The organism is Streptomyces sp. NPDC051214, from assembly GCF_040682375.1.
In the GTDB taxonomy this organism is placed as follows: Bacteria; Actinomycetota; Actinomycetes; order Streptomycetales; family Streptomycetaceae; genus Streptomyces.
On the sequence record NZ_JBFBAT010000006.1, the window covers coordinates 195,426 to 212,941 of the forward strand.

18 protein-coding genes and 1 tRNA gene are annotated in these 17,516 nt (G+C 71.5%); 14 read left to right on the forward strand and 5 right to left on the reverse strand.

The annotated features are described in order from the left end of the window. Window positions 1-48 precede the first annotated feature (48 nt). From AB0M70_RS17470 to AB0M70_RS17490, 5 genes are all read left to right on the forward strand, one after another. The gene (locus AB0M70_RS17470) at window positions 49-870 is read left to right on the forward strand and encodes a nuclear transport factor 2 family protein (RefSeq protein ID WP_365820852.1); all 822 of its coding nucleotides are present in this window, start codon (window positions 49-51) and stop codon (window positions 868-870) included. A gap of 48 nt (window positions 871-918) precedes the next feature. Beyond that, complete coding sequence (locus AB0M70_RS17475; protein ID WP_365820853.1) at window positions 919-1,674, forward strand: class I SAM-dependent methyltransferase; 756 nt, start codon at window positions 919-921, stop codon at window positions 1,672-1,674. Window positions 1,675-1,712: 38 nt separating this feature from the next. Beyond that, entirely contained in the window at window positions 1,713-1,892 is a 180-nt protein-coding gene (locus tag AB0M70_RS17480; protein WP_365820854.1) for a hypothetical protein, read from the forward strand. Further along, complete coding sequence (locus tag AB0M70_RS17485; RefSeq protein WP_365820855.1) at window positions 1,889-3,622, forward strand: ABC transporter ATP-binding protein; 1,734 nt, start codon at window positions 1,889-1,891, stop codon at window positions 3,620-3,622. The genes AB0M70_RS17480 and AB0M70_RS17485 overlap by 4 nt, the downstream gene beginning before the upstream one ends. A gap of 84 nt (window positions 3,623-3,706) precedes the next feature. Beyond that, a complete protein-coding gene (locus tag AB0M70_RS17490) occupies window positions 3,707-4,594 on the forward strand; it encodes a M23 family metallopeptidase (protein ID WP_365820856.1) in 888 nt (295 codons plus the stop codon). 60 nt (window positions 4,595-4,654) lie between these two features. Here AB0M70_RS17490 and AB0M70_RS17495 read toward each other — a convergent pair. Further along, a tRNA-Leu gene (locus AB0M70_RS17495) sits at window positions 4,655-4,742 on the reverse strand. A gap of 181 nt (window positions 4,743-4,923) precedes the next feature. On the opposite strand from AB0M70_RS17495, the gene AB0M70_RS17500 reads away from it, so the two are divergent. The 3 genes from AB0M70_RS17500 (at window position 4,924) to AB0M70_RS17510 (ending at window position 7,581) form a co-directional block, all read left to right on the forward strand. Beyond that, window positions 4,924-6,276: a M20/M25/M40 family metallo-hydrolase gene (locus AB0M70_RS17500; protein ID WP_365820857.1), complete on the forward strand. Its 1,353-nt coding sequence runs from the start codon at window positions 4,924-4,926 to the stop codon at window positions 6,274-6,276. A 145-nt stretch (window positions 6,277-6,421) separates the two neighbouring features. Then, window positions 6,422-6,655: a chaplin ChpH gene (chpH, locus tag AB0M70_RS17505; protein WP_365820858.1), complete on the forward strand. Its 234-nt coding sequence runs from the start codon at window positions 6,422-6,424 to the stop codon at window positions 6,653-6,655. A 140-nt stretch (window positions 6,656-6,795) separates the two neighbouring features. Beyond that, window positions 6,796-7,581, forward strand: a complete 786-nt coding sequence (locus tag AB0M70_RS17510; RefSeq protein ID WP_365820859.1) for a chaplin family protein — start codon at window positions 6,796-6,798, stop codon at window positions 7,579-7,581. 87 nt (window positions 7,582-7,668) lie between these two features. On the opposite strand, the gene AB0M70_RS17515 is transcribed toward AB0M70_RS17510, so the two are convergent. Beyond that, window positions 7,669-7,857, reverse strand: a complete 189-nt coding sequence (locus AB0M70_RS17515) for a DUF5703 family protein (protein ID WP_363210842.1) — start codon at window positions 7,855-7,857, stop codon at window positions 7,669-7,671. A 47-nt stretch (window positions 7,858-7,904) separates the two neighbouring features. On the opposite strand from AB0M70_RS17515, the gene AB0M70_RS17520 reads away from it, so the two are divergent. After that, complete coding sequence (locus tag AB0M70_RS17520; RefSeq protein ID WP_365820860.1) at window positions 7,905-8,654, forward strand: hypothetical protein; 750 nt, start codon at window positions 7,905-7,907, stop codon at window positions 8,652-8,654. A gap of 61 nt (window positions 8,655-8,715) precedes the next feature. Here AB0M70_RS17520 and AB0M70_RS17525 read toward each other — a convergent pair whose 3' ends face one another. Continuing rightward, window positions 8,716-10,902, reverse strand: a complete 2,187-nt coding sequence (locus tag AB0M70_RS17525; RefSeq protein WP_365820861.1) for a helix-hairpin-helix domain-containing protein — start codon at window positions 10,900-10,902, stop codon at window positions 8,716-8,718. Further along, a complete protein-coding gene (locus AB0M70_RS17530; protein ID WP_365820862.1) occupies window positions 10,899-11,879 on the reverse strand; it encodes an aldo/keto reductase in 981 nt (326 codons plus the stop codon). Before AB0M70_RS17530 ends, AB0M70_RS17525 begins: the two co-directional genes overlap by 4 nt. 175 nt (window positions 11,880-12,054) lie before the next feature. Between AB0M70_RS17530 and AB0M70_RS17535 the strand changes: the two genes are divergently transcribed. Both AB0M70_RS17535 and AB0M70_RS17540 read left to right on the forward strand, forming a co-directional pair. After that, complete coding sequence (locus AB0M70_RS17535) at window positions 12,055-13,104, forward strand: LLM class F420-dependent oxidoreductase (RefSeq protein ID WP_365820863.1); 1,050 nt, start codon at window positions 12,055-12,057, stop codon at window positions 13,102-13,104. Window positions 13,105-13,326: 222 nt separating this feature from the next. Then, window positions 13,327-14,106, forward strand: coding sequence for a ferritin-like domain-containing protein (locus AB0M70_RS17540; protein ID WP_365820864.1), 780 nt, complete (start codon window positions 13,327-13,329; stop codon window positions 14,104-14,106). Window positions 14,107-14,124: 18 nt separating this feature from the next. On the opposite strand, the gene corA is transcribed toward AB0M70_RS17540, so the two are convergent. Continuing rightward, window positions 14,125-15,132, reverse strand: coding sequence for a magnesium/cobalt transporter CorA (corA, locus tag AB0M70_RS17545; RefSeq protein ID WP_365820865.1), 1,008 nt, complete (start codon window positions 15,130-15,132; stop codon window positions 14,125-14,127). Between the two features lie 53 nt (window positions 15,133-15,185). On the opposite strand from corA, the gene AB0M70_RS17550 reads away from it, so the two are divergent. The 3 genes from AB0M70_RS17550 (at window position 15,186) to AB0M70_RS17560 (ending at window position 17,365) form a co-directional block, all read left to right on the forward strand. Next, entirely contained in the window at window positions 15,186-15,872 is a 687-nt protein-coding gene (locus AB0M70_RS17550) for a histidine phosphatase family protein (protein ID WP_160504050.1), read from the forward strand. 81 nt (window positions 15,873-15,953) lie between these two features. After that, window positions 15,954-16,544: a DUF3090 domain-containing protein gene (locus tag AB0M70_RS17555; RefSeq protein WP_363210848.1), complete on the forward strand. Its 591-nt coding sequence runs from the start codon at window positions 15,954-15,956 to the stop codon at window positions 16,542-16,544. Beyond that, window positions 16,508-17,365, forward strand: coding sequence for an SCO1664 family protein (locus AB0M70_RS17560; protein ID WP_365820866.1), 858 nt, complete (start codon window positions 16,508-16,510; stop codon window positions 17,363-17,365). The genes AB0M70_RS17555 and AB0M70_RS17560 overlap by 37 nt, the downstream gene beginning before the upstream one ends. Window positions 17,366-17,516: the final 151 nt, after the last annotated feature.

Here is a 17,516-nt window from a genome sequence, read left to right on the forward strand (position 1 = left end):
CCACCGAGCACCACGGCCCCACCCCGTACCAGTGTTGGAGAACGCGCCATGACCACCGCTCCGATCCCCGCCGACGACTTCGTCGGCTACCTCCGCACCTACACCGCCGACGCCTTCGCCTCCGAACAGAGCCTCGAGGACGTCTGGGACCGCTACCACGTCCCGGACGCCGTGCACGTGGTCAACCGCAAGCAGCGCGACCGCGACGGCGCCCTGAAGAACCTCGCGCAGTGGCGGGCGGACCAGACGCCGTACGAACTGTGGATCCACGAGGCGGTGGTGGACGGCAACCGCGCCGCCGCCCGCTACACCATCAGCAAGCCCCTGGTGATGCAGGTGCGGCACAACACCGAAGCGGTGATCTTCGCCGACCTCGCGGACGACGGACGCGTCGCGTCCACCGTCACCACCGCGCGGTCGACCTACGGATGGGGCAGCTCCGACACCGCGACCTGGGACAGCGACGCGGCATCCGCCGGCGCACCAAGCGGTGCGCCGACGGACCCCGCGGCCTACCTCACGACCTTCGCGGAGCTGGCCAACGACCCGGGAGTGCCGCTCGAAGAGGCCTACGACCGGTTCCACACCCCCGACTCCGTCCAGTACATCAACGGCACGTCGATGCAGCGCCCCGCAGCCCTGCAGTCCCTCGCCGCGGCCCGCGACAAGGGACCCGACTACACCCTGGACGTTCACACGGCGCTCACCCAGGGCAACCGCTTCGCCGCCCGCTACTCCATGGTGCCCTCGCGGGACGGGCGCAAGGCGGGCGAGATGGAGGTCTTCACCTTCGGCGAATTCGCCGACGACGGACGCGTGCGCCTCCTGCGCTCCGTGATGCAGACCAGGAGCGGCTACTGGCCCACCTGAGTCGCGCCACCGCCCCCGGACACCACCCATGGGAAGTGAAGCCCCGTCATGACCAGCACAGTTGCAGACATCGGCTACGGCGCACAGTTCGCGACGTGGTACGACCGGATCTTTCCCAAGGGTGCCGACGCGCAGACCACCGCGGACGCCCTGGCCCGGCTCCACCCCGACCCCGAAGCCGGGACCATCGAGTTCGGGGTCGGCACCGGACGCATCGCGATCCCGCTCTCCGAGAAGACCGGACAGGTCACGGGAGTCGACTCGTCCCCCGAGATGCTCGCCCAGCTCGCCGACGCCCCGGGAAGCGAACACGTCGTCCCCGTGCACGCGGACATCCGTACGTACACCGACACCCGTACCTACGGCCTGGTGTACGTGGTGTGCGGAACGCTGTCGATGCTGCTCAGCCCGGAGGACCAGCAGGAGACGGTGCGGCGCGCCGCCGAACTGCTGTGCCCCGGCGGGCGGTTGGTGGTGGAGACCGGCAACCGGCCCGCGGTGGAGGCACTCCACGAGGGCCAACTGCGCACCACCCTCTTCACGCCCTACCCGGAGCCGGGCACGGGACTGCAGACCCACTCCACGCTCACCGCCGAGCTCTGGCAGTGCTCCCACATCTGGTACGAGTCCGACGGCAGCACCCGCGTCGGCAGTGAACTGGCGCGCCTCACCACCCCCGACGAGGTCGACGGCTACGCCACGGCGGCCGGCCTCACCCCCGAGGGCCGCCACGCCGACTGGAATCTCTCCCCCTACACCGAGCAGTACCCGATGTTCCTGACCACGTACACGAAGAGCACCTGAGCCACCGCCGGGGCAGCGAGCAGCACAAGGGAGGAACCATGATGACGACAAGCCGTGCGGTGTGGTTCGCGGTGACGTTCGCCTTCGCCGCGCCGGGCATGTCCGCCGTGTTCCGGGAGAACGGACGGCTCACAGGCCGCGCGATGGCCCTGGGCATCGTCTTCGGCGCGAGCATCGCGGTGATCATGGCCATCTCCTGCGGCCGGGACGCGTCGTGAACTTCTCCGCGATCGTCCGGCGCCACCGGATACTCCTCGCCGTCGGCATCCTCCTCGGACTCGGCGGCACCGCCGCGACCCTCGTGCAGCCGCTCCTCATCGGCGACCTGATCGAAGCCGTCTCCCTGGACAAGTCCACGACCTGGCCGATCCTGTCCATCGCCGGCCTGTTCGTCGCCGACGCCGCGCTCGCCGCCACGCACTTCTATCTGATCGGCAGGGCGGGCGAGAACATCGTCCTGGACATGCGCTCCACCCTGACCGGGCGACTGCTCCACTCCCGGATACGGGCCTTCAACAAGCTCGAACACGGCGATGTGTTCACCCGTACCGTCTCCGACACCTCGCTCGCCAGGATCGCCCTGTCCTCGTCCGTCGCCCAGATGATCACCGCCGGATTCACCACGGTCGGCTGCATCGCCGTCATGGCCTGGATCGACTGGCGGCTGCTCCTGGTCACGGCCGGCTGCCTCGGAGCCGCGTCCACGCTCGCGCTGTTCCTGGCCAGGGCCGTCCGCAAGGCGGCGGTCCAGAACCGCGAGGACACCAGCGACTACGGGTCCGGACTGCTACGGGTCCTCGGTGCGCTCACCACCGTCAAGGCCTCCGGCGCCGAGCAGCGTGAGGCCGAGCGGATCGACGCGCTCGCCGACGCCGCACGCGGCAGCGGCATCCGGGTGACCCGGCTGTCGGCGATGCTGATGCCCGCGATGAACGTGGGCACGCAGGTGTCCCTCGCGGTGGTGATCACCTGGGGCATGGCCCGCACCACCACGGGAGACCTCCCGGCCGCGGACCTCACCTCCTTCATCATGTACCTGTTCTATCTCGTCTCACCGCTGGTCACGCTCTTCATGTCACTGGGGGAGTTCCAGCAGGGCCGGGCCGCCATCGACCGCGTCAACGACCTCGCCACCATCGACCAGGAGACCGTCGGGGCCCCGGCAGGCCCCGTGCCGACGCGGAACCGGGACCAGGCCGAAGCCGCCGCGGCCGTCGAGTTCCGCGACGTCACCTTCAGCTACTCCGACAGCGCTCCCCGGGCCCTGGACGACGTCTCGTTCACGCTCCCCGCCACCGGCATCACCGCGATCGTCGGCCCGTCGGGCGCGGGCAAGTCCACCCTGTTCCAGCTGATCGAACGCTTCTATGACCCCGACAAGGGAACGGTCCGGGTCTCGGGCGACGACGTCTCCCTCCTGCCGCTGCGCGAACTCCGCTCCCGTATCGGCCTGGTCGAGCAGGACTCCCCGCTCATGCGGGGCACGGTCCGCGAGAACCTCGTCTACGCCCGGCCCGACGCGACAACGCAGGAGATCGCGCAGGCCGTGGAGGCGGCCCACCTCACCGACGTCGTCGCCGCCCTGCCGGACGGCCTCGACACCCGACTGGGGGAGGGCGGGGCCGGACTCTCCGGCGGCCAGCGCCAGCGCCTGGCCATCGCCCGCGCGCTGCTGACCCGCCCCGCGGTCCTGCTCCTCGACGAGGCCACGTCGAACCTCGACTCGGATTCCGAGGGAGCGCTGCGCTCCGCCCTCACCACCATCGGAGCCACCTGCCACGTGCTCACGATCGCCCACCGCATCTCCACCACGGCAGGCGCCGACGAGATCCTCGTCATCGAGGAAGGCCGGCTGCGAGCCCGCGGCAGCCACCTGCGACTGATGGCGGAGGACGCCACCTACCGGCGCCTGGCCGGCCAGCAGTTGGCCCCCGTCGGAGCCTCGTAGAAAGCCGGCTCCGCCCGGACCCGTCACTTCACCGTGACAGGATGCGGGCGCCGCCCGAACCGACACATCTGCGAAGAGGTGCACATGCCCGTGATGCTGTGGAAGCGCTATGGCCTGGTGTTCGCCGCCGGTGCCTTGTGCATCGTGGTGAACTCCCAAGGACTCGGCCCGCTCTGGTTCACCGGCCTGGCGCTGCTGATCGTCGGTCAGACGATGCGCGTGACGCTGATCCGCACCCAGCGCCCGCCCCTGGACCGCGAGCCGTTGCTCCTGCGCATCCCGGTCACCGGACGCTGGATGGCGCTCAACGGCCCGGCCACGAAGATTCCCAGCCACACCCACAGCCATGCGCAGACCTACGCCATCGACCTGAAGCACGTCCCCGTAGCGAGCGGCGACGAGATCACGCCCCAGGCCCCGCCCTTCCGCTGGCTCTGGCCGCTCGCCCGGCGCCCCCGCCTCTACCCCACCTACGGCATGCCCGTGCTCGCCCCCGCCGACGGATTCGTCGTCGCGACCGGGCGACGTCAGCGGGACCATCTCTCGCGCATGTCGTTGCCCGCCTTCCTCTACCTCTACCTGGAAGGCTTCATCCGCAGTCTCGGCTGGCCGTGCCACCTCATGGGGAACCACATCATCCTGGACATCGGCGACGGCGTGTACGCGGCCTTCGCGCACCTGCGGCGCGGCTCGCTGCGCGTGGCCGTGGGAGACCGGGTGACGGCCGGCCAGGAGATCGCCGCATGCGGCAACTCCGGCAACTCCTCCGAGCCCCACCTGCACTTCCAGCTCATGGACGGCCCCGACGTGATGACGGCCCGGGGTGTGCCGTTCGCCTGGCACTACCGCGACGACGAGGGCGTGGAGCACACCGGCGTGCCCGAGGACAACACGCACTGTGTCCCCGTCGGACCGCTCCCCGTGACGGGCATGACCACTCCGGCCGAGGACCCCGATTCCCGCCGCCGGTGACCGGCCACGCAAAAGCGCCGGTCGGGATCGCTCCCGACCAGCGCTTTCGTGGTCAATCTCTGGTGTCCGAGGGGGGACTTGAACCCCCACGCCCGATAAAGGGCACTAGCACCTCAAGCTAGCGCGTCTGCCATTCCGCCACCCGGACCGGTGGTCTCTCGCGGTTTCCCGCGGCGACGTGGAAAACCATAGCAAACATTCGGGGGGCTCCGATCACACAGGTCAGCTGCGTGAACGGCGCATGACGGCGGGTGCCCGGTCTTGGGTGTCGGAGGGGGAACGCGGGAGGATGAGGGGGACCACCAGCAGCGATAGCGGAAGGAACCATCGTGAGCGAGCCGAGCAGGGCCGACAGGGCGGGCGACGCGGACCGGTCGCGGGCCGTCACCGGTGAGGACGAGGTCGTCGATCTCTGCCGCGATCTCATCCGCATCGACACGAGCAACTACGGCGACCACTCGGGCCCGGGCGAGCGCAAGGCCGCCGAGTACGTCGCGGAGAAGCTCGCCGAGGTGGGCCTGGAGCCGCAGATCTTCGAGTCGCACCCCGGTCGCGCCTCCACGGTGGCCCGCATCGAGGGCGAGGACCGCTCCCGGCCGGCGCTGCTCATCCACGGCCACACCGACGTCGTACCGGCCAATGCCCAGGACTGGCGGCACCACCCCTTCTCCGGGGAGATCGCCGACGGCTGTGTGTGGGGCCGCGGCGCCGTCGACATGAAGGACATGGACGCGATGACCCTCGCGGTCGTCCGGGAACGCATGCGCACCGGCCGCAAGCCCCCGCGCGACATCGTGCTGTCCTTCATGGCCGACGAGGAGGCCGGCGGCACGTACGGCGCGCGCTACCTCGTCGACAACCACCCGGAGCTCTTCGAGGGCGTCACGGAGGCCATCAGCGAGGTCGGCGGCTTCTCCTTCCAGGTCAACGAGGACCTGCGGCTCTACCTCATCGAGACGGCCCAGAAGGGCATGCACTGGATGAAGCTGACCGTGGACGGCACCGCGGGCCACGGTTCGATGATCCACAAGGACAACGCCATCACGGAACTCTCCGAGGCCGTGGGCCGGTTGGGGCGCCACAAGTTCCCGGTGCGGGTGACCAAGACGCTGCGGCACTTCCTGGACGAGCTCGGCGACGCGCTCGGCACCGAGCTCGACCCCGAGAACATGGACGAGACGCTCGCCAAGCTCGGCGGCATCGCCAAGCTCATCGGCGCCTCCCTGCAGAACACCGCCAACCCGACCCAGCTGGGCGCGGGCTACAAGGTCAACGTCATCCCGGGCCAGGCGACGGCGCACGTCGACGGCCGCTTCCTGCCGGGGTACGAGGAGGAGTTCCTCGCCGACCTGGACCGGCTGCTCGGCCCGAACGTCAAGCGCACGGACGTGCACGCCGACAAGGCCCTGGAGACCACCTTCGACGGCGCGCTCGTCGACGCCATGCAGACGGCGCTCCAGGCCGAGGACCCGATCGCCCGCGCCGTGCCCTACATGCTCTCGGCGGGCACCGACGCCAAGTCCTTCGACGACCTCGGCATCCGCGGCTTCGGCTTCGCGCCGCTGAAGCTGCCGCCGGAGCTGGACTTCGCGGGCATGTTCCACGGCGTGGACGAGCGGGTGCCGGTGGACGGGCTCAAGTTCGGGGTGCGCGTCCTCGACCGGTTCATCGACGCGTCCTGAACGCCGGCGTCCCCAATAATCGTCAGCGCGTGCGTACTTGACTGAGAAGAGTGAAAGGAACCATGGGCTCGTAGCCTCATCAACCCCTCCTCGTTACAGGTGGTGCGGTCCGCGGCTGGGATCGCATTGCCAACAAGGAGGAATAATGCTGAAGAAGATCGTCGCTGCTGCGGCTGCCACTGGTGGTCTCGTGCTCGCTGGTGCGGGTATCGCTGCTGCCGACGCCGGTGCCCAGGGTGCCGCCGTGAAGTCCCCCGGTGTGCTCTCGGGCAACGTCGTCCAGGCGCCCATCCACGTTCCGGTGAACGTCTGTGGCAACACGGTCTCCGTGATCGGGCTCCTGAACCCCGCCTTCGGCAACACCTGCGCCAACGTCTGACGTTGTTGTGTCTCACCCCATGAGGGTCTGAGTCTGTCGGCCCCGGAGTGCGAGCCATGCACTCCGGGGCCTTCCGGCATTCGGTGTGCGCGCCCCGAGGCGCGCACACATTCCTGAAGGTCATAAGGCAGGGAAAACCTATGCGACAGGTCACTCGAAAAGGCCTGATCACGGTGGCGGCCGCGACGGGCGTGCTCGCCATCAGCGGTGGATACGCACAAGCCGACTCGGGCGCCCGCGGGGGAGCATCGGATTCTCCGGGCGTCGCGTCCGGCAACTCGGTCCAGCTCCCGGTCCACGTGCCACTGAACGTCTGCGGCAACAGCGTCAACGTCGTCGGGGTGCTCAACCCCGCGGCCGGCAACAACTGCGTCAACACCTCCGACGAGGGTGGCAGCGGCCACGACAAGCCCTCGGGCGGCGGTTCGTCGGCGGACGGTCACACCAGCGGCTCGCCCGGCGTGGCCTCGGGCAACGACGTCCAGCTGCCGGTCGACGTGCCGGTGAACGTCTGCGGCAACAGCGTCACCATCGTCGGCCTCGGCAACGCGACCGGCGGCAACGACTGCGTCAACGACTCGGGCGAGGGAACCCCGCCGGGCAGCGAGAAGCCGCCCACGAAGCCCGAGCAGCCGCCGGGCGGCCCGGAGAAGCCCGAGAAGCCTGGGACGCCGGGAACCCCGGGGACGCCCGAGAGTCCGGGCGGGCAGGAAGAGCCGGGGAACCCCGGTACGCCGGGTGAGAAGCCGGTGGACGACCGGGCCATGCCGAACCAGCCGGGGGCGCAGACCGTCGCGCAGCCCAAGGGCTCGGAGTCGCTCGCCCAGACCGGCAGCGAGCTGCCGGTCGGCGTCGTCCTTCCGGTGGGTGCGGGCCTGCTGCTCGCGGGCACGGTGCTGTACCGCAGGACGCGGTCGAACGCCTGATCAGGGCGCGCCTCGTCCCCTGATCCGGTACGCAGAACGGAGGGTGTCCCGCCTGGTCGGGGCACCCTTCCCGCATGTTGACTCAGCTCACCAGGTGGCCCGCAGCTGGCGGATGATCCGCCGCTTCAGCCGCACCCTGCGGCTCCCGTCCGTACGCAGGCTCAGGCGGTCCAATTCCCAGTGCCCGTACTCCGCGTGGTCCGTCAGCAGGCGCGTCGCTTCCTTGCGGGTGACCCCGCGCGGCACATACACGTCGACAAATTCGTATTCCGGCATCGCATCTATTGTGCAAGCACAGGCCCGGTACGGATAGCGTCTGCACTATGTCTGATGCTGCGCAGCCCACCGCTGCCGAGGTACGCGCCGCCGCCGAGGCGGTCAAGACCGCGCTCGACCGTCACCTTGCCGCGGTCGAACGCAGGTCGGGTGAGGACGACCCGGCCGTCTACGAAGCGTTCAACGAGCTGGCCGCCGCGGCCGAGGAGTACGACGAGCTTCTCTACGACCGCCATGACGAGGTCACCCCCTTCGAGATCCCCGGTTCGGACAGCGGAGTGCTGCCGCCCTACCAGGGCCCCGAGGAGGCGAACGCGCTGAGCGTGCTGATCCGCAGGGACTATGCCGTGGCGGAGCCGCAGCGGCTCCTCGCGCAGGCCGAGCGGATCGCGGACCTCGACGCGGGCACGTCGGGCACGTCGGGCGCGAGCTCCGCCGCCGCGGCGGCCGGCAGCAGTGTGCACGCCGCGCTCGGCGTTCTCTTCGGCGAGTTCGAGCCGGACGAGATCGCCTCCCGGCACAAGGAGTTCGGCCTGGAGGAGGGCGATTCCACGCTCTGGGTCACCGCGGCGGACGAGCCGCCCGAGCCGGGGGAGTGGCTCGACACCCCCTTCGACCAGGCGGACCCGCACCGGGTCCTGTGCCGCTTCGACGTCAGCGCGGTCTTCGACGACGAACCGGACGACGACGGGCCCGAGGCCGACGCCGTGGCGGTGCTCGAAGAGCTCGACGAGGTCGACGAGGTGGACGGGCTCGACGTCGACGACGACAGAAGACCCCTGGACGCGGATCGCTGACCCTCGCGCCTGCGGGTCCCGGCGGCCACCGGCACCCGCAGGCGGGGGAAGGGCCCTCGTCTCAGGGCGCGGCGGGTGCTGCGGGTACCTGAGGGCGCAGGAGGGTCTGCAGGCGCGTCGTACGGGCCTTGGCGGGGATCTCCGCCACCGCGCGCGGCAGTGCCTGCTCGGCGCCCTGGACCACCGACAGGTGACGCTCGCCGCGGCTGAACGCGGTGTAGACCCAGGGCCTGCTCAGGGCCGCGGTCGCGTCACCGGGCAGCACCACGACCACCGCGGGCCAGCTCAGGCCCACGGCCTGGTGCGCGGTGAGCGCCCAGGCGTGCCGCACCGTCTGCTCCACCTGCTCCTTCGCCACGACGACGGGGGCGCCGTCACACTCCAGGTGCAGCCCCTCCGCGTCGGCCCGCAGGACCCGGCCCAGCGTCGTGCGGCCGGGCGCCGGGACGTGGGCGACGCGGTCGCCGGGGTCGAACCCGGCGAACTTGCCGGGGCCGGGGTTCAGCCGCTCCTTGAGCGCGGTGTTCAGCGCACGCGTGCCGGCGGCGCCGCCGTGCCCGGGAGTGATCACCTGGGTGTCCTCCGTGGGCACCCCGATCGCCCGCGGCACCGAGTCCGCCACGAGCTGCACCGTGCGGTGGACGGCCTCGCCCGCGTCGCGCACGGGGACGATCACGACTTCCTTGCCCGGCGCCTCGACCTGGTTCAGCTCGCCGATGCCGATGCCGGACACCAGCTCCCCGATGGGGCCCGGGTCCGGCACGCGGGAGACGACCTGCGGGCAGCAGCGTGCCGCGAGGAGGTCGGCGAAGACCCGGCCGGGGCCCGCCGACCAGAGCACCCCCGGGTCGCCGCTCAGCACGAGGCGTGCGCCGTCCGGCAGGGACTCCACCAGCATCGCGGCGCTCTCCACGTCCAGCTGCGGCGCGTCGAGGACCACCAGGAGGTCCAAGGCGAGCGCGCCGTCCCGGTCCCGCCCCGGGCCCTCCGCTCCTGAGAGCAGCCCGGCCACGGTCGCGGTGCCCGTCTCGTCCGTGCCCGCGAGCTCGGCGACGCGGCGCCGTCCCGCGGTGCCGTGCGTGGCCGCCCACGCGCGCAGGCCGAGGCCCGTTGCGGCCTTCAGCACCGCGGCGGGCTCGGCACGGGCCGCCTCACCGCCGGTGTGCAGGACGAGGCCGTGACCGGCCACCGCGCGGATCAGCTCGGCGGTGGACCCCGCGGCCTCGCCTGCCGCGGACTCCCAGTCGGCGGCCCGCGGACCCGAACCCTCGTCCTTGGACAGAGAGTTGATCACCCGGGCGAGCCCGTCGGCGAGGCTCTCCTCCGCGAGGGCGTACTGCTCGAGGCCGACCAGGACGCGGACCGGCTGCTCCGTCTCCTCGCCCTCGTCGTCGGCTTCCTCCCGTACGGGAGCCGGCGCCCCCGGGGTCTCGACGGCGTCCTGGAAGACCAGGATGTCGCCCTCCGCGATGGCGCTCTGCACCGCCGCGTCCGGATCGGGCACGGCACGCTGCCCCAGCGCCGCGGTGAGCGCCGCCGCGTCCAGGGCCGTGTGGCCCGCGACGGCCGCCTGCTCCAGGAGCCAGGCGGTGATCGCGCGTCCCCTGCGCTCGTCGTCGGGCCCGCACTCCGCGCCGAGCAGCGCTCGCGCGAACCCGTCGGCCTGCTCCGTGCGCACACCGCTGACCCGCAGCAACTGCCAGGGATCGGCGCGCAGTTGTTCGTCGGCGCCCTCGCCGAGCGCCGCCGCCGTCCGTGCCGCGAGGGCGGCGGGCGCCCCTCCCTCGGCGAGGACGGCACGGACCGCTTCCACGGCCTCGTCGCCGGGGCCCGAGGGAGCCGCCGCGACGGGCTGAGGTCGCCGCACGGGCTCCGGGGCGGTCCTGCGGGGCGCGGGCGCGGGCTCGCTGAAGGCGCCGGCGACCGGCTTCTCGCCGCTCTCCACCGCGCGTACGGCGGCCAGCAGGTCGGCGGCCTTGCCGCTGAGCTTGGCTCCGGCGTCGACCGGCCCCTGCTTGGCGGCCTTCCGCTCGGCGATCCGCTCCTGGAGCTCCCGCTGGGCGGCGATCTCCGCCTCCGTCTCGGAGAGTTCCTTGCTCTCCGCGGCGGCTTCGCCCTCCGCGGCGGCTGTGTCGGCGGCGGCCTCCGGAGCCTTGGCCCCGGCCTCCTGCGGAGCCTCTGCCTCGGTCTCCTCCGGGGCAGCGGCCTCCGCTTCCTCCGCGGCAGCGGTCTCCGGCTCCGTACTCACAGCGTGCTCCAGTCGTGATCGGGGTAGCGGTGCACGGGCGCCGACACGTCGTCGAGGGCCCGGCAGATCTCGTCAGGAAGACTAAGGGTCTCCACTGACAATGCGGCCGTGAGCTGCTGCGCGTTGCGCGCGCCGACGATCGGCGCGGTCACTCCGGGGCGGTCGCGCACCCACGCCAGGGCGACCTGCAGGGGCGTGGCCGCGAGGCCGTCCGCCGCCGTGGCGAGCGCGTCGACGATGCGGCCCGCGGCATCGTCCAGATAGGGCGCGACGAACGGGGCGAGGTGCTCGGAGGCGCCGCGCGAGTCGGCCGGGGTGGAGTGGCGGTACTTCCCGGTGAGCACGCCGCGGCCCAGCGGCGACGAGGGCAGCAGGCCCACGCCGAGGTCCATCGCGGCGGGCAGCAGCTCCCGCTCGACGCCGCGCTGCAGCAGGGAGTACTCCATCTGCGCGCCGGCGAGACGGGTGCGTGTGCCCGGGGCCGCGAGCTGCCACGTCGCCGCCTTGGCGAGCTGCCAGCCGGAGAAGTTCGAGATGCCCGCATAGCGTGCCCGGCCGCTGCTGACGGCGATGTCCAGGGCCTGGAGCGTCTCGTCCAGGGGCGTGCAGGGGTCGAAGGCGTGCAGCTGCCACAGGTCCACGTAGTCCGTGCCCAGGCGGGACAGGGAGGCGTCGAGCGCGGAGAGGAGGTGGCCGCGGGAGCCGTCGAAGCGGCGGTCGGGGTCCGGCACGCTGCCCGCCTTGGTCGCGATGACCAGATCGCGCCGCGGCACGAGCCGTTCTATGAGTCGGCCGAGCAGATACTCGGCCTCCCCGTCGCCGTACACATCAGCCGTGTCGACGAGGCTGCCACCGGCTTCCCAGAACACCTTCAGCAGATCGGCGGCGTCGCTCTCCTGGGTATGGCCCCAGGTGAGGGTGCCGAGTCCGATCCGGGACACGCGAAGGCCGGTACGGCCGAGATGCCTCTGCTCCATGGGCGCTGAGATTACTGGCCGTGCTCCAGCGGCGTGAGGGGCTGTGGACAAACCCGTGCCCGTGGAAAACCCGCTCACCCCCGGCCGACGCCCGCGCCCGCCGCTGACGGGCCCCGCACCCGCGCGCTACAGTCCCCGGCACAGGTACGTTACTGCTCAGTAAGGGGATTCGGCCATGCAGCTCGGGATCAACCTCGGCTACTGGGGCGCGGGGATGGACGCGGACAACCTCGCCGTCGCCAAGGAGGCCGACAAGCTCGGCTACGCGGTCTGCTGGGCCGCGGAGGCCTACGGCTCGGACGCCGCGACGGTGCTGTCCTGGGTGGCCGCGCAGACCGAACGCATCGACATCGGATCCGCGATCTTCCAGATCCCGGCCCGGCAGCCCGCGATGACCGCCATGACGGCGGCGACGCTCGACTCGCTCTCCGGCGGCCGCTTCCGCCTGGGCCTCGGCGTCTCGGGACCGCAGGTCTCCGAGGGCTGGTACGGCGTCAAGTTCGACAAGCCGCTCGCCCGCACCCGCGAGTACGTCGAGATCGTCCGCAAGGCGATGACGCGCGAACGCCTCAGCTACGAGGGCGAGCACTGGACGCTCCCGCTGCCGGGAGGACCGGGCAAGCCCATCAAGCTGACCGTGCACCCGCAGCGCGAGCACATCCCGCTGTACGTCGCCGCGATCGGCCCCAAGAACCTGGAGCAGACCGGCGAGATCGCCGACGGCGCCCTGCTGATCTTCCCCGCCGCCGAGCACCTGGAGGAGACCGCGATCCGGCACCTGCGGGCGGGGCGCGAGAAGGCGGGCAAGACGATGGACGGCTTCGACGTCGTCCCCACGGTGCCGCTCGCCGTGGGCGACGACGTCAGCGGTCTCGCGGACATGTTCCGCCCGTACACCGCCCTTTACGTGGGCGGCATGGGCAGCCGCAAGCAGAACTTCTACAACCAGCTCGCCCAGCGCATGGGCTACGAGAAGGAAGCCGCCGAGATCCAGGACAAGTACCTGTCCGGCGACAAGGAGGGCGCGGCGGCCGCGGTGCCGCGCGAGCTGATCGACTCGACCACGCTGCTCGGCTCCGTGGACCGCATCGCCGACCGGATGCAGGCCTACGCGGCCGCCGGGGTCACCACGCTGACGTTGGCACCGGCCGGCTTCACGCTGGATGAGCGGATCGCGTCCCTGCGCGCGGGTACGCAGGCGCTGGAACGCGCTGGACTGGCGTAACCGGGGGGAAAGTTCTGCGGCCGTGGTGGGGGCTCGGGGGTCTTCCCCGCCACGGCCGTCACGGGGCACAACGCGTCATGGAGCCCGTCGGTTACGGCCCCGTCCGGGGGCAACTGTCCTTCGTTTGGCGGAGCTGTCCGCGACACCTGTTGCCACACCCGCGCCATCGCATTTGACTTGTTCTTTGCGGAGGTTCGCGCGGAGGGCATGGAGGTGCCACTGATGCTGTCGGCCAGGAGTGTCTTCGAGGAGATCCTCGACAACGACGAGTCGTTCCAGCTCTTCTGTTCCATCGCCGCCAGCGGGGAGACGCAGGGCGGCTGGGAGAACGGGCGCATCGCGGCGCTGCTTCCCGAGGGCGCGCGCGACCTCACCGCCAAGGTCACCCGGCACGGCGCGGACGAGGACAAGCACGGGCGGATCTTCAACGCCCTGCTGAAGAAGCGCGGCCTCGAGCCCGTCCCGGTCCCGCCCGAGACCGACTACACCATGCTCCTGGAGCAGCAGGGCATCGGCCTCGCGCACGACAAGCTGCGCCGTGAGGAACCGCTGACCGAGCGGGATGTCGTCGTCTACCTGTCGCACAGCCGCGTCACCGAACAGCGGGCCGCCGACCAGATGGACATGCTCGTCACGTACTTCGGCGACCACCCCGAGGTCGGCAAGGCCATCCGGATGATCTGCCACGACGAGGACAACCACCTGGCGTACTGCCACGAGGAACTGCTGCGCCTCGCGGCGGCCGGGCACGGGCGGACGATTCTGGACACCCTGCACGAGTGCGCCCGCGCCGAGACGCGCGTGTACCGCGACGTGAGCATCGCCGTGATGGGCCACATGGGCCGCATCCTGGGCTGGCCGAAGCCGAAGGCCGCGGCACTCGCCGCGGGCGTCAACGGGCTCTACGCGTTCGAACGGCTCGGCGGCTGGCGGCGGATGGTGTCTTTGAAGATGCCCGAGCGGCGCGACGCCCTGGGCGGGCCCGCCACGTCGTTCGCCTGAGCGGGACCCGACCCCGGGCTAGAGCCAGCCGCGGCGCTTGAACAGCCGGTACAGGAGGAACTCGATCCCGGCCATCAGCAGGATCACCGCCGGATAGGACCACAGCCAGCGCAGCTCGGGCATGTGGTCGAAGTTCATGCCGTAGATCCCGGCGATCATCGTCGGCACCGCGGCCATGGCGGCCCACGCCGAGATCTTCCGCATGTCGTCGTTCTGCCGCACGCTCATCTGCGCCAGGTGCGCGGAGAGGATGTCGGACACCAGGCGGTCGAGGCTGTCCACCCAGTCGTTCACGCGCGTCAGATGGTCGCTGACGTCCCGGAAGAACGGCTGGGCCGTGTCCTTCACGAACGGCACGTCGGGCGCGAAGGGGCCCGACCCGGACAGGCGCATCATGGGCATCGCCAGCGGCCCCGTGGCCCGGCGGAACTCGACGATCTGCCGCTTGAAGCGGTAGATCCGGGACGCCGTGTTGCGGCTGCCCCCGCTGTCCGGCGAGAAGACCTCCGCCTCCAGCTCCTCCAGGTCGGTCTGCAGCTCGCCCGCGACCTCCAGGTAGTGGTCGACCGTGGCGTCGGCGACCGCGTACAGGACCGATGTGGGGCCGTGGCTGAGCATCTCCGGCTCGGCCTCCATGCGATGGCGTACGGCACCCAGGGGCGCGCCCTCGCCGTGCCGGACCGTCACCACGAAGCCGTCGCCGATGAAGACCATGACCTCGCCCGACGACACGGCGTCGCTGTCCGGCTCGTACACGACCGGCTTCAGGACGACGAAGAGAGAGTCGTCGAACACCTCCAGCTTGGGCCGCTGGTGCGCCTTCAAGGCATCCTCCACCGCCAGCGGATGCAGCCCGAACTCCCTGCTGACCTCGTCGAACTCGTCCTCCGTGGGTTCGTGCAGGCCCACCCAGACAAAGGCGTCCCCCGCGGCACGCGCCTTGCCCAGGGCATCCGAGAAGTCCGCCTCGCACTCGGTGCGGCGCCCGTCCCGGTACATCGCGCAGTCCACGATCACGGAGGGCATTCTTCCGAACCTCTGCCCGAGGCGCACCCCCGCGTCCGCTTAGGCTGGCCCGCATGCCCACGCTGATCCTCGTCCGGCACGGACGATCCACCGCCAACACCGCGGGTCTGCTCGCCGGGTGGACCCCCGGCGTGGCCCTGGACGAGCGCGGCGCCGCACAGGCCGCCGCGCTCCCCGGGCGCCTCGCGGACCTGCCGCTCGCCGAAGTCGTCACGAGCCCGCTGCAGCGCTGCCAGGAGACCGTCGCGCCGCTGCTCGCCGCCCGGCCGGACCTGCGGGCGCACACCGACGACCGCATCGGGGAGTGCCACTACGGCGACTGGTCGGGCCGCAAGCTGGCCGAGCTGTCCGACGAGCCGCTGATGGAGGTCGTACAGCAGCACCCGTCGGCCGCCGCCTTCCCGGGCGGCGAGTCCATGCGCGCCATGCAGACGCGGGCGGCCGAGGCCGTACGCGAGTGGAACGCGCGCGTGGAGCGCGATCACGGCCCCGACGCCGTCTATCTGATGTGCTCGCACGGCGACATCATCAAGTCCCTCGTCGCGGACGCCATCGGCCTCCACCTGGACCTCTTCCAGCGCATCTCCGTGGAGCCCTGCTCCGTCACCGCCATCCGCTTCACGCGCCTGCGCCCCTTCCTCGTACGCCTGGGGGACACCGGTGACTTCGGGTCGCTCGCGCCGCGCGCGGAGCCGTCGGGCAGCGACGCGGCGGTCGGAGGCGACGCGGGAGCACCGTGATCGTCACCCGCAGTAGGGTGCAGTCGTCGCGCCGAACGAGCGCAAATGATCAACCGCAGTCGATCCCAATGGAGACAGGACGTGTCGCGTCAGGTGTTCCTCTACGACCCGCCGGAACGCTTCGTGGCCGGAACGGTCGGACTCCCCGGCCGGCGTACCTTCTTCCTCCAGGCCTCCGCGGGAGTCCGGGTGACCAGCGTCGCCCTGGAGAAGACACAGGTGGCCGCCCTCGCCGAACGCATGGAGGAGCTGCTGGACGAGGTGGTGCGCCGCAGCGGCGGCAACACCCCCGTGCCCGCGGTGGCCCCCTCGGAGGTCAGTGACAGCGCGCCCCTCGACTCACCCGTCGAGGAGGAGTTCCGCGTCGGCACGATGGCGCTGGCCTGGGACGGCGACGAGGAGCGGATGATCGTCGAGGCGCAGGCCCTGGTCGAGCTGGACGCCGAGTCCGACGAGGATCTCGCGGAAGCCGAGGAAAGGCTTCTGCAGGACGAGGAGAACGGGCCGCCGATGCTGCGCGTGCGGCTCACCGGGGCGCAGGCGCGCGCGTTCGCCAAGCGTGCCCTCGACGTCGTGAACGCGGGGCGGCCGCCGTGCCCGCTGTGCAGCCTCCCGCTCGACCCGGAAGGACACGTATGCCCGCGGCAGAACGGATACCGGCGGGGCGCGTGAGCGTGGCCTCCGGCACCGACGTCCTGGAAGTGCTCGCCCGGGGTGAGCTGACCGTGCGCGGGCGCATCCGCGAGGCCTCGAACGCGGTGCTCTACTGCTCCGTCTCGTACGAGGGCCAGGAAACCGTCTGCGTGTACAAGCCGGTCGCCGGGGAGCGTCCCCTGTGGGATTTCCCCGACGGGACGCTCGCACAGCGGGAGGTGGCCGCGTACGAGGTCTCCGAGGCGACGGGGTGGGGCCTGGTCCCGCCGACCGTCCTGCGGGACGGGCCGCACGGCGAGGGCATGTGCCAGCTGTGGATCGAGGGCTCGGACACCGACCCGGAGTCCGCCGAGGACGGCGGGGAGCTGCTGGCCCTCGTCGAGGGCGCGGAGCCGGGCGAGGGCTGGAAGGCGATCGGCTTCGCCGACGTGGGGGAGGGGCGTACGGCCCTTCTCGTGCACGCGGACGACGAGCGGCTGCGGCGGCTCTCCGTGCTCGACGCCGTGATCAACAACGCGGACCGCAAGGGCGGGCATCTGCTGACCGACGCGGGGCGCCTGTACGGCATCGACCACGGGGTCACCTTCAACGCCGAGGACAAGCTGCGGACGCTGCTGTGGGGCTGGGCGGGGGAGCCGCTGACCGCCGAGGCGGTGGGGGTGCTGGAGTCCCTGCGGGACGGTCTTGGCGGCGACGCGCCGCTGGCCCTGCGGCTGGGCGAGCTGATCACCGGGGCTGAGGTGGAGGCGCTGCGCGCGCGGGTCGCTGCGCTGCTGGCGTCCGGGAAGCATCCCGTGCCCGGCGGTGATTGGCCCGCCATTCCGTGGCCGCCCGTCTAGTCGGTGACCCGGAAGCTTCGGCGTTGTGCCCACCCGTTCCGCCCTGCGGACCGCCTGCCCACAACAAGGGAGGCTGCCGGGGTGATCGCACCGCACAAGCCGCCCCGCCAGGCCCCCCACTCGTATGCGGACGCTCCGTCCGGTTAGGCTC

Excerpts from the sequence above, each read along its gene's own strand:
- AB0M70_RS17510 (WP_365820859.1), top strand. The coding sequence starts at position 6,796 with ATGCGACAGGTCACTCGAAAAGGCCTGATCACGGTGGCGGCCGCGACG.
- AB0M70_RS17535 (WP_365820863.1), top strand. The coding sequence starts at position 12,055 with ATGCAGCTCGGGATCAACCTCGGCTACTGGGGCGCGGGGATGGACGCG.
- AB0M70_RS17540 (WP_365820864.1), top strand. The coding sequence starts at position 13,327 with ATGCTGTCGGCCAGGAGTGTCTTCGAGGAGATCCTCGACAACGACGAG.
- AB0M70_RS17470 (WP_365820852.1), top strand. The coding sequence starts at position 49 with ATGACCACCGCTCCGATCCCCGCCGACGACTTCGTCGGCTACCTCCGC.
- chpH (WP_365820858.1), top strand. The coding sequence starts at position 6,422 with ATGCTGAAGAAGATCGTCGCTGCTGCGGCTGCCACTGGTGGTCTCGTG.
- AB0M70_RS17475 (WP_365820853.1), top strand. The coding sequence starts at position 919 with ATGACCAGCACAGTTGCAGACATCGGCTACGGCGCACAGTTCGCGACG.
- AB0M70_RS17515 (WP_363210842.1), bottom strand. The coding sequence starts at position 7,857 with ATGCCGGAATACGAATTTGTCGACGTGTATGTGCCGCGCGGGGTCACC.
- AB0M70_RS17530 (WP_365820862.1), bottom strand. The coding sequence starts at position 11,879 with ATGGAGCAGAGGCATCTCGGCCGTACCGGCCTTCGCGTGTCCCGGATC.
- AB0M70_RS17560 (WP_365820866.1), top strand. The coding sequence starts at position 16,508 with ATGCCCGCGGCAGAACGGATACCGGCGGGGCGCGTGAGCGTGGCCTCC.
- AB0M70_RS17550 (WP_160504050.1), top strand. The coding sequence starts at position 15,186 with ATGCCCACGCTGATCCTCGTCCGGCACGGACGATCCACCGCCAACACC.
- corA (WP_365820865.1), bottom strand. The coding sequence starts at position 15,132 with ATGCCCTCCGTGATCGTGGACTGCGCGATGTACCGGGACGGGCGCCGC.
- AB0M70_RS17520 (WP_365820860.1), top strand. The coding sequence starts at position 7,905 with ATGTCTGATGCTGCGCAGCCCACCGCTGCCGAGGTACGCGCCGCCGCC.
- AB0M70_RS17480 (WP_365820854.1), top strand. The coding sequence starts at position 1,713 with ATGATGACGACAAGCCGTGCGGTGTGGTTCGCGGTGACGTTCGCCTTC.
- AB0M70_RS17490 (WP_365820856.1), top strand. The coding sequence starts at position 3,707 with ATGCCCGTGATGCTGTGGAAGCGCTATGGCCTGGTGTTCGCCGCCGGT.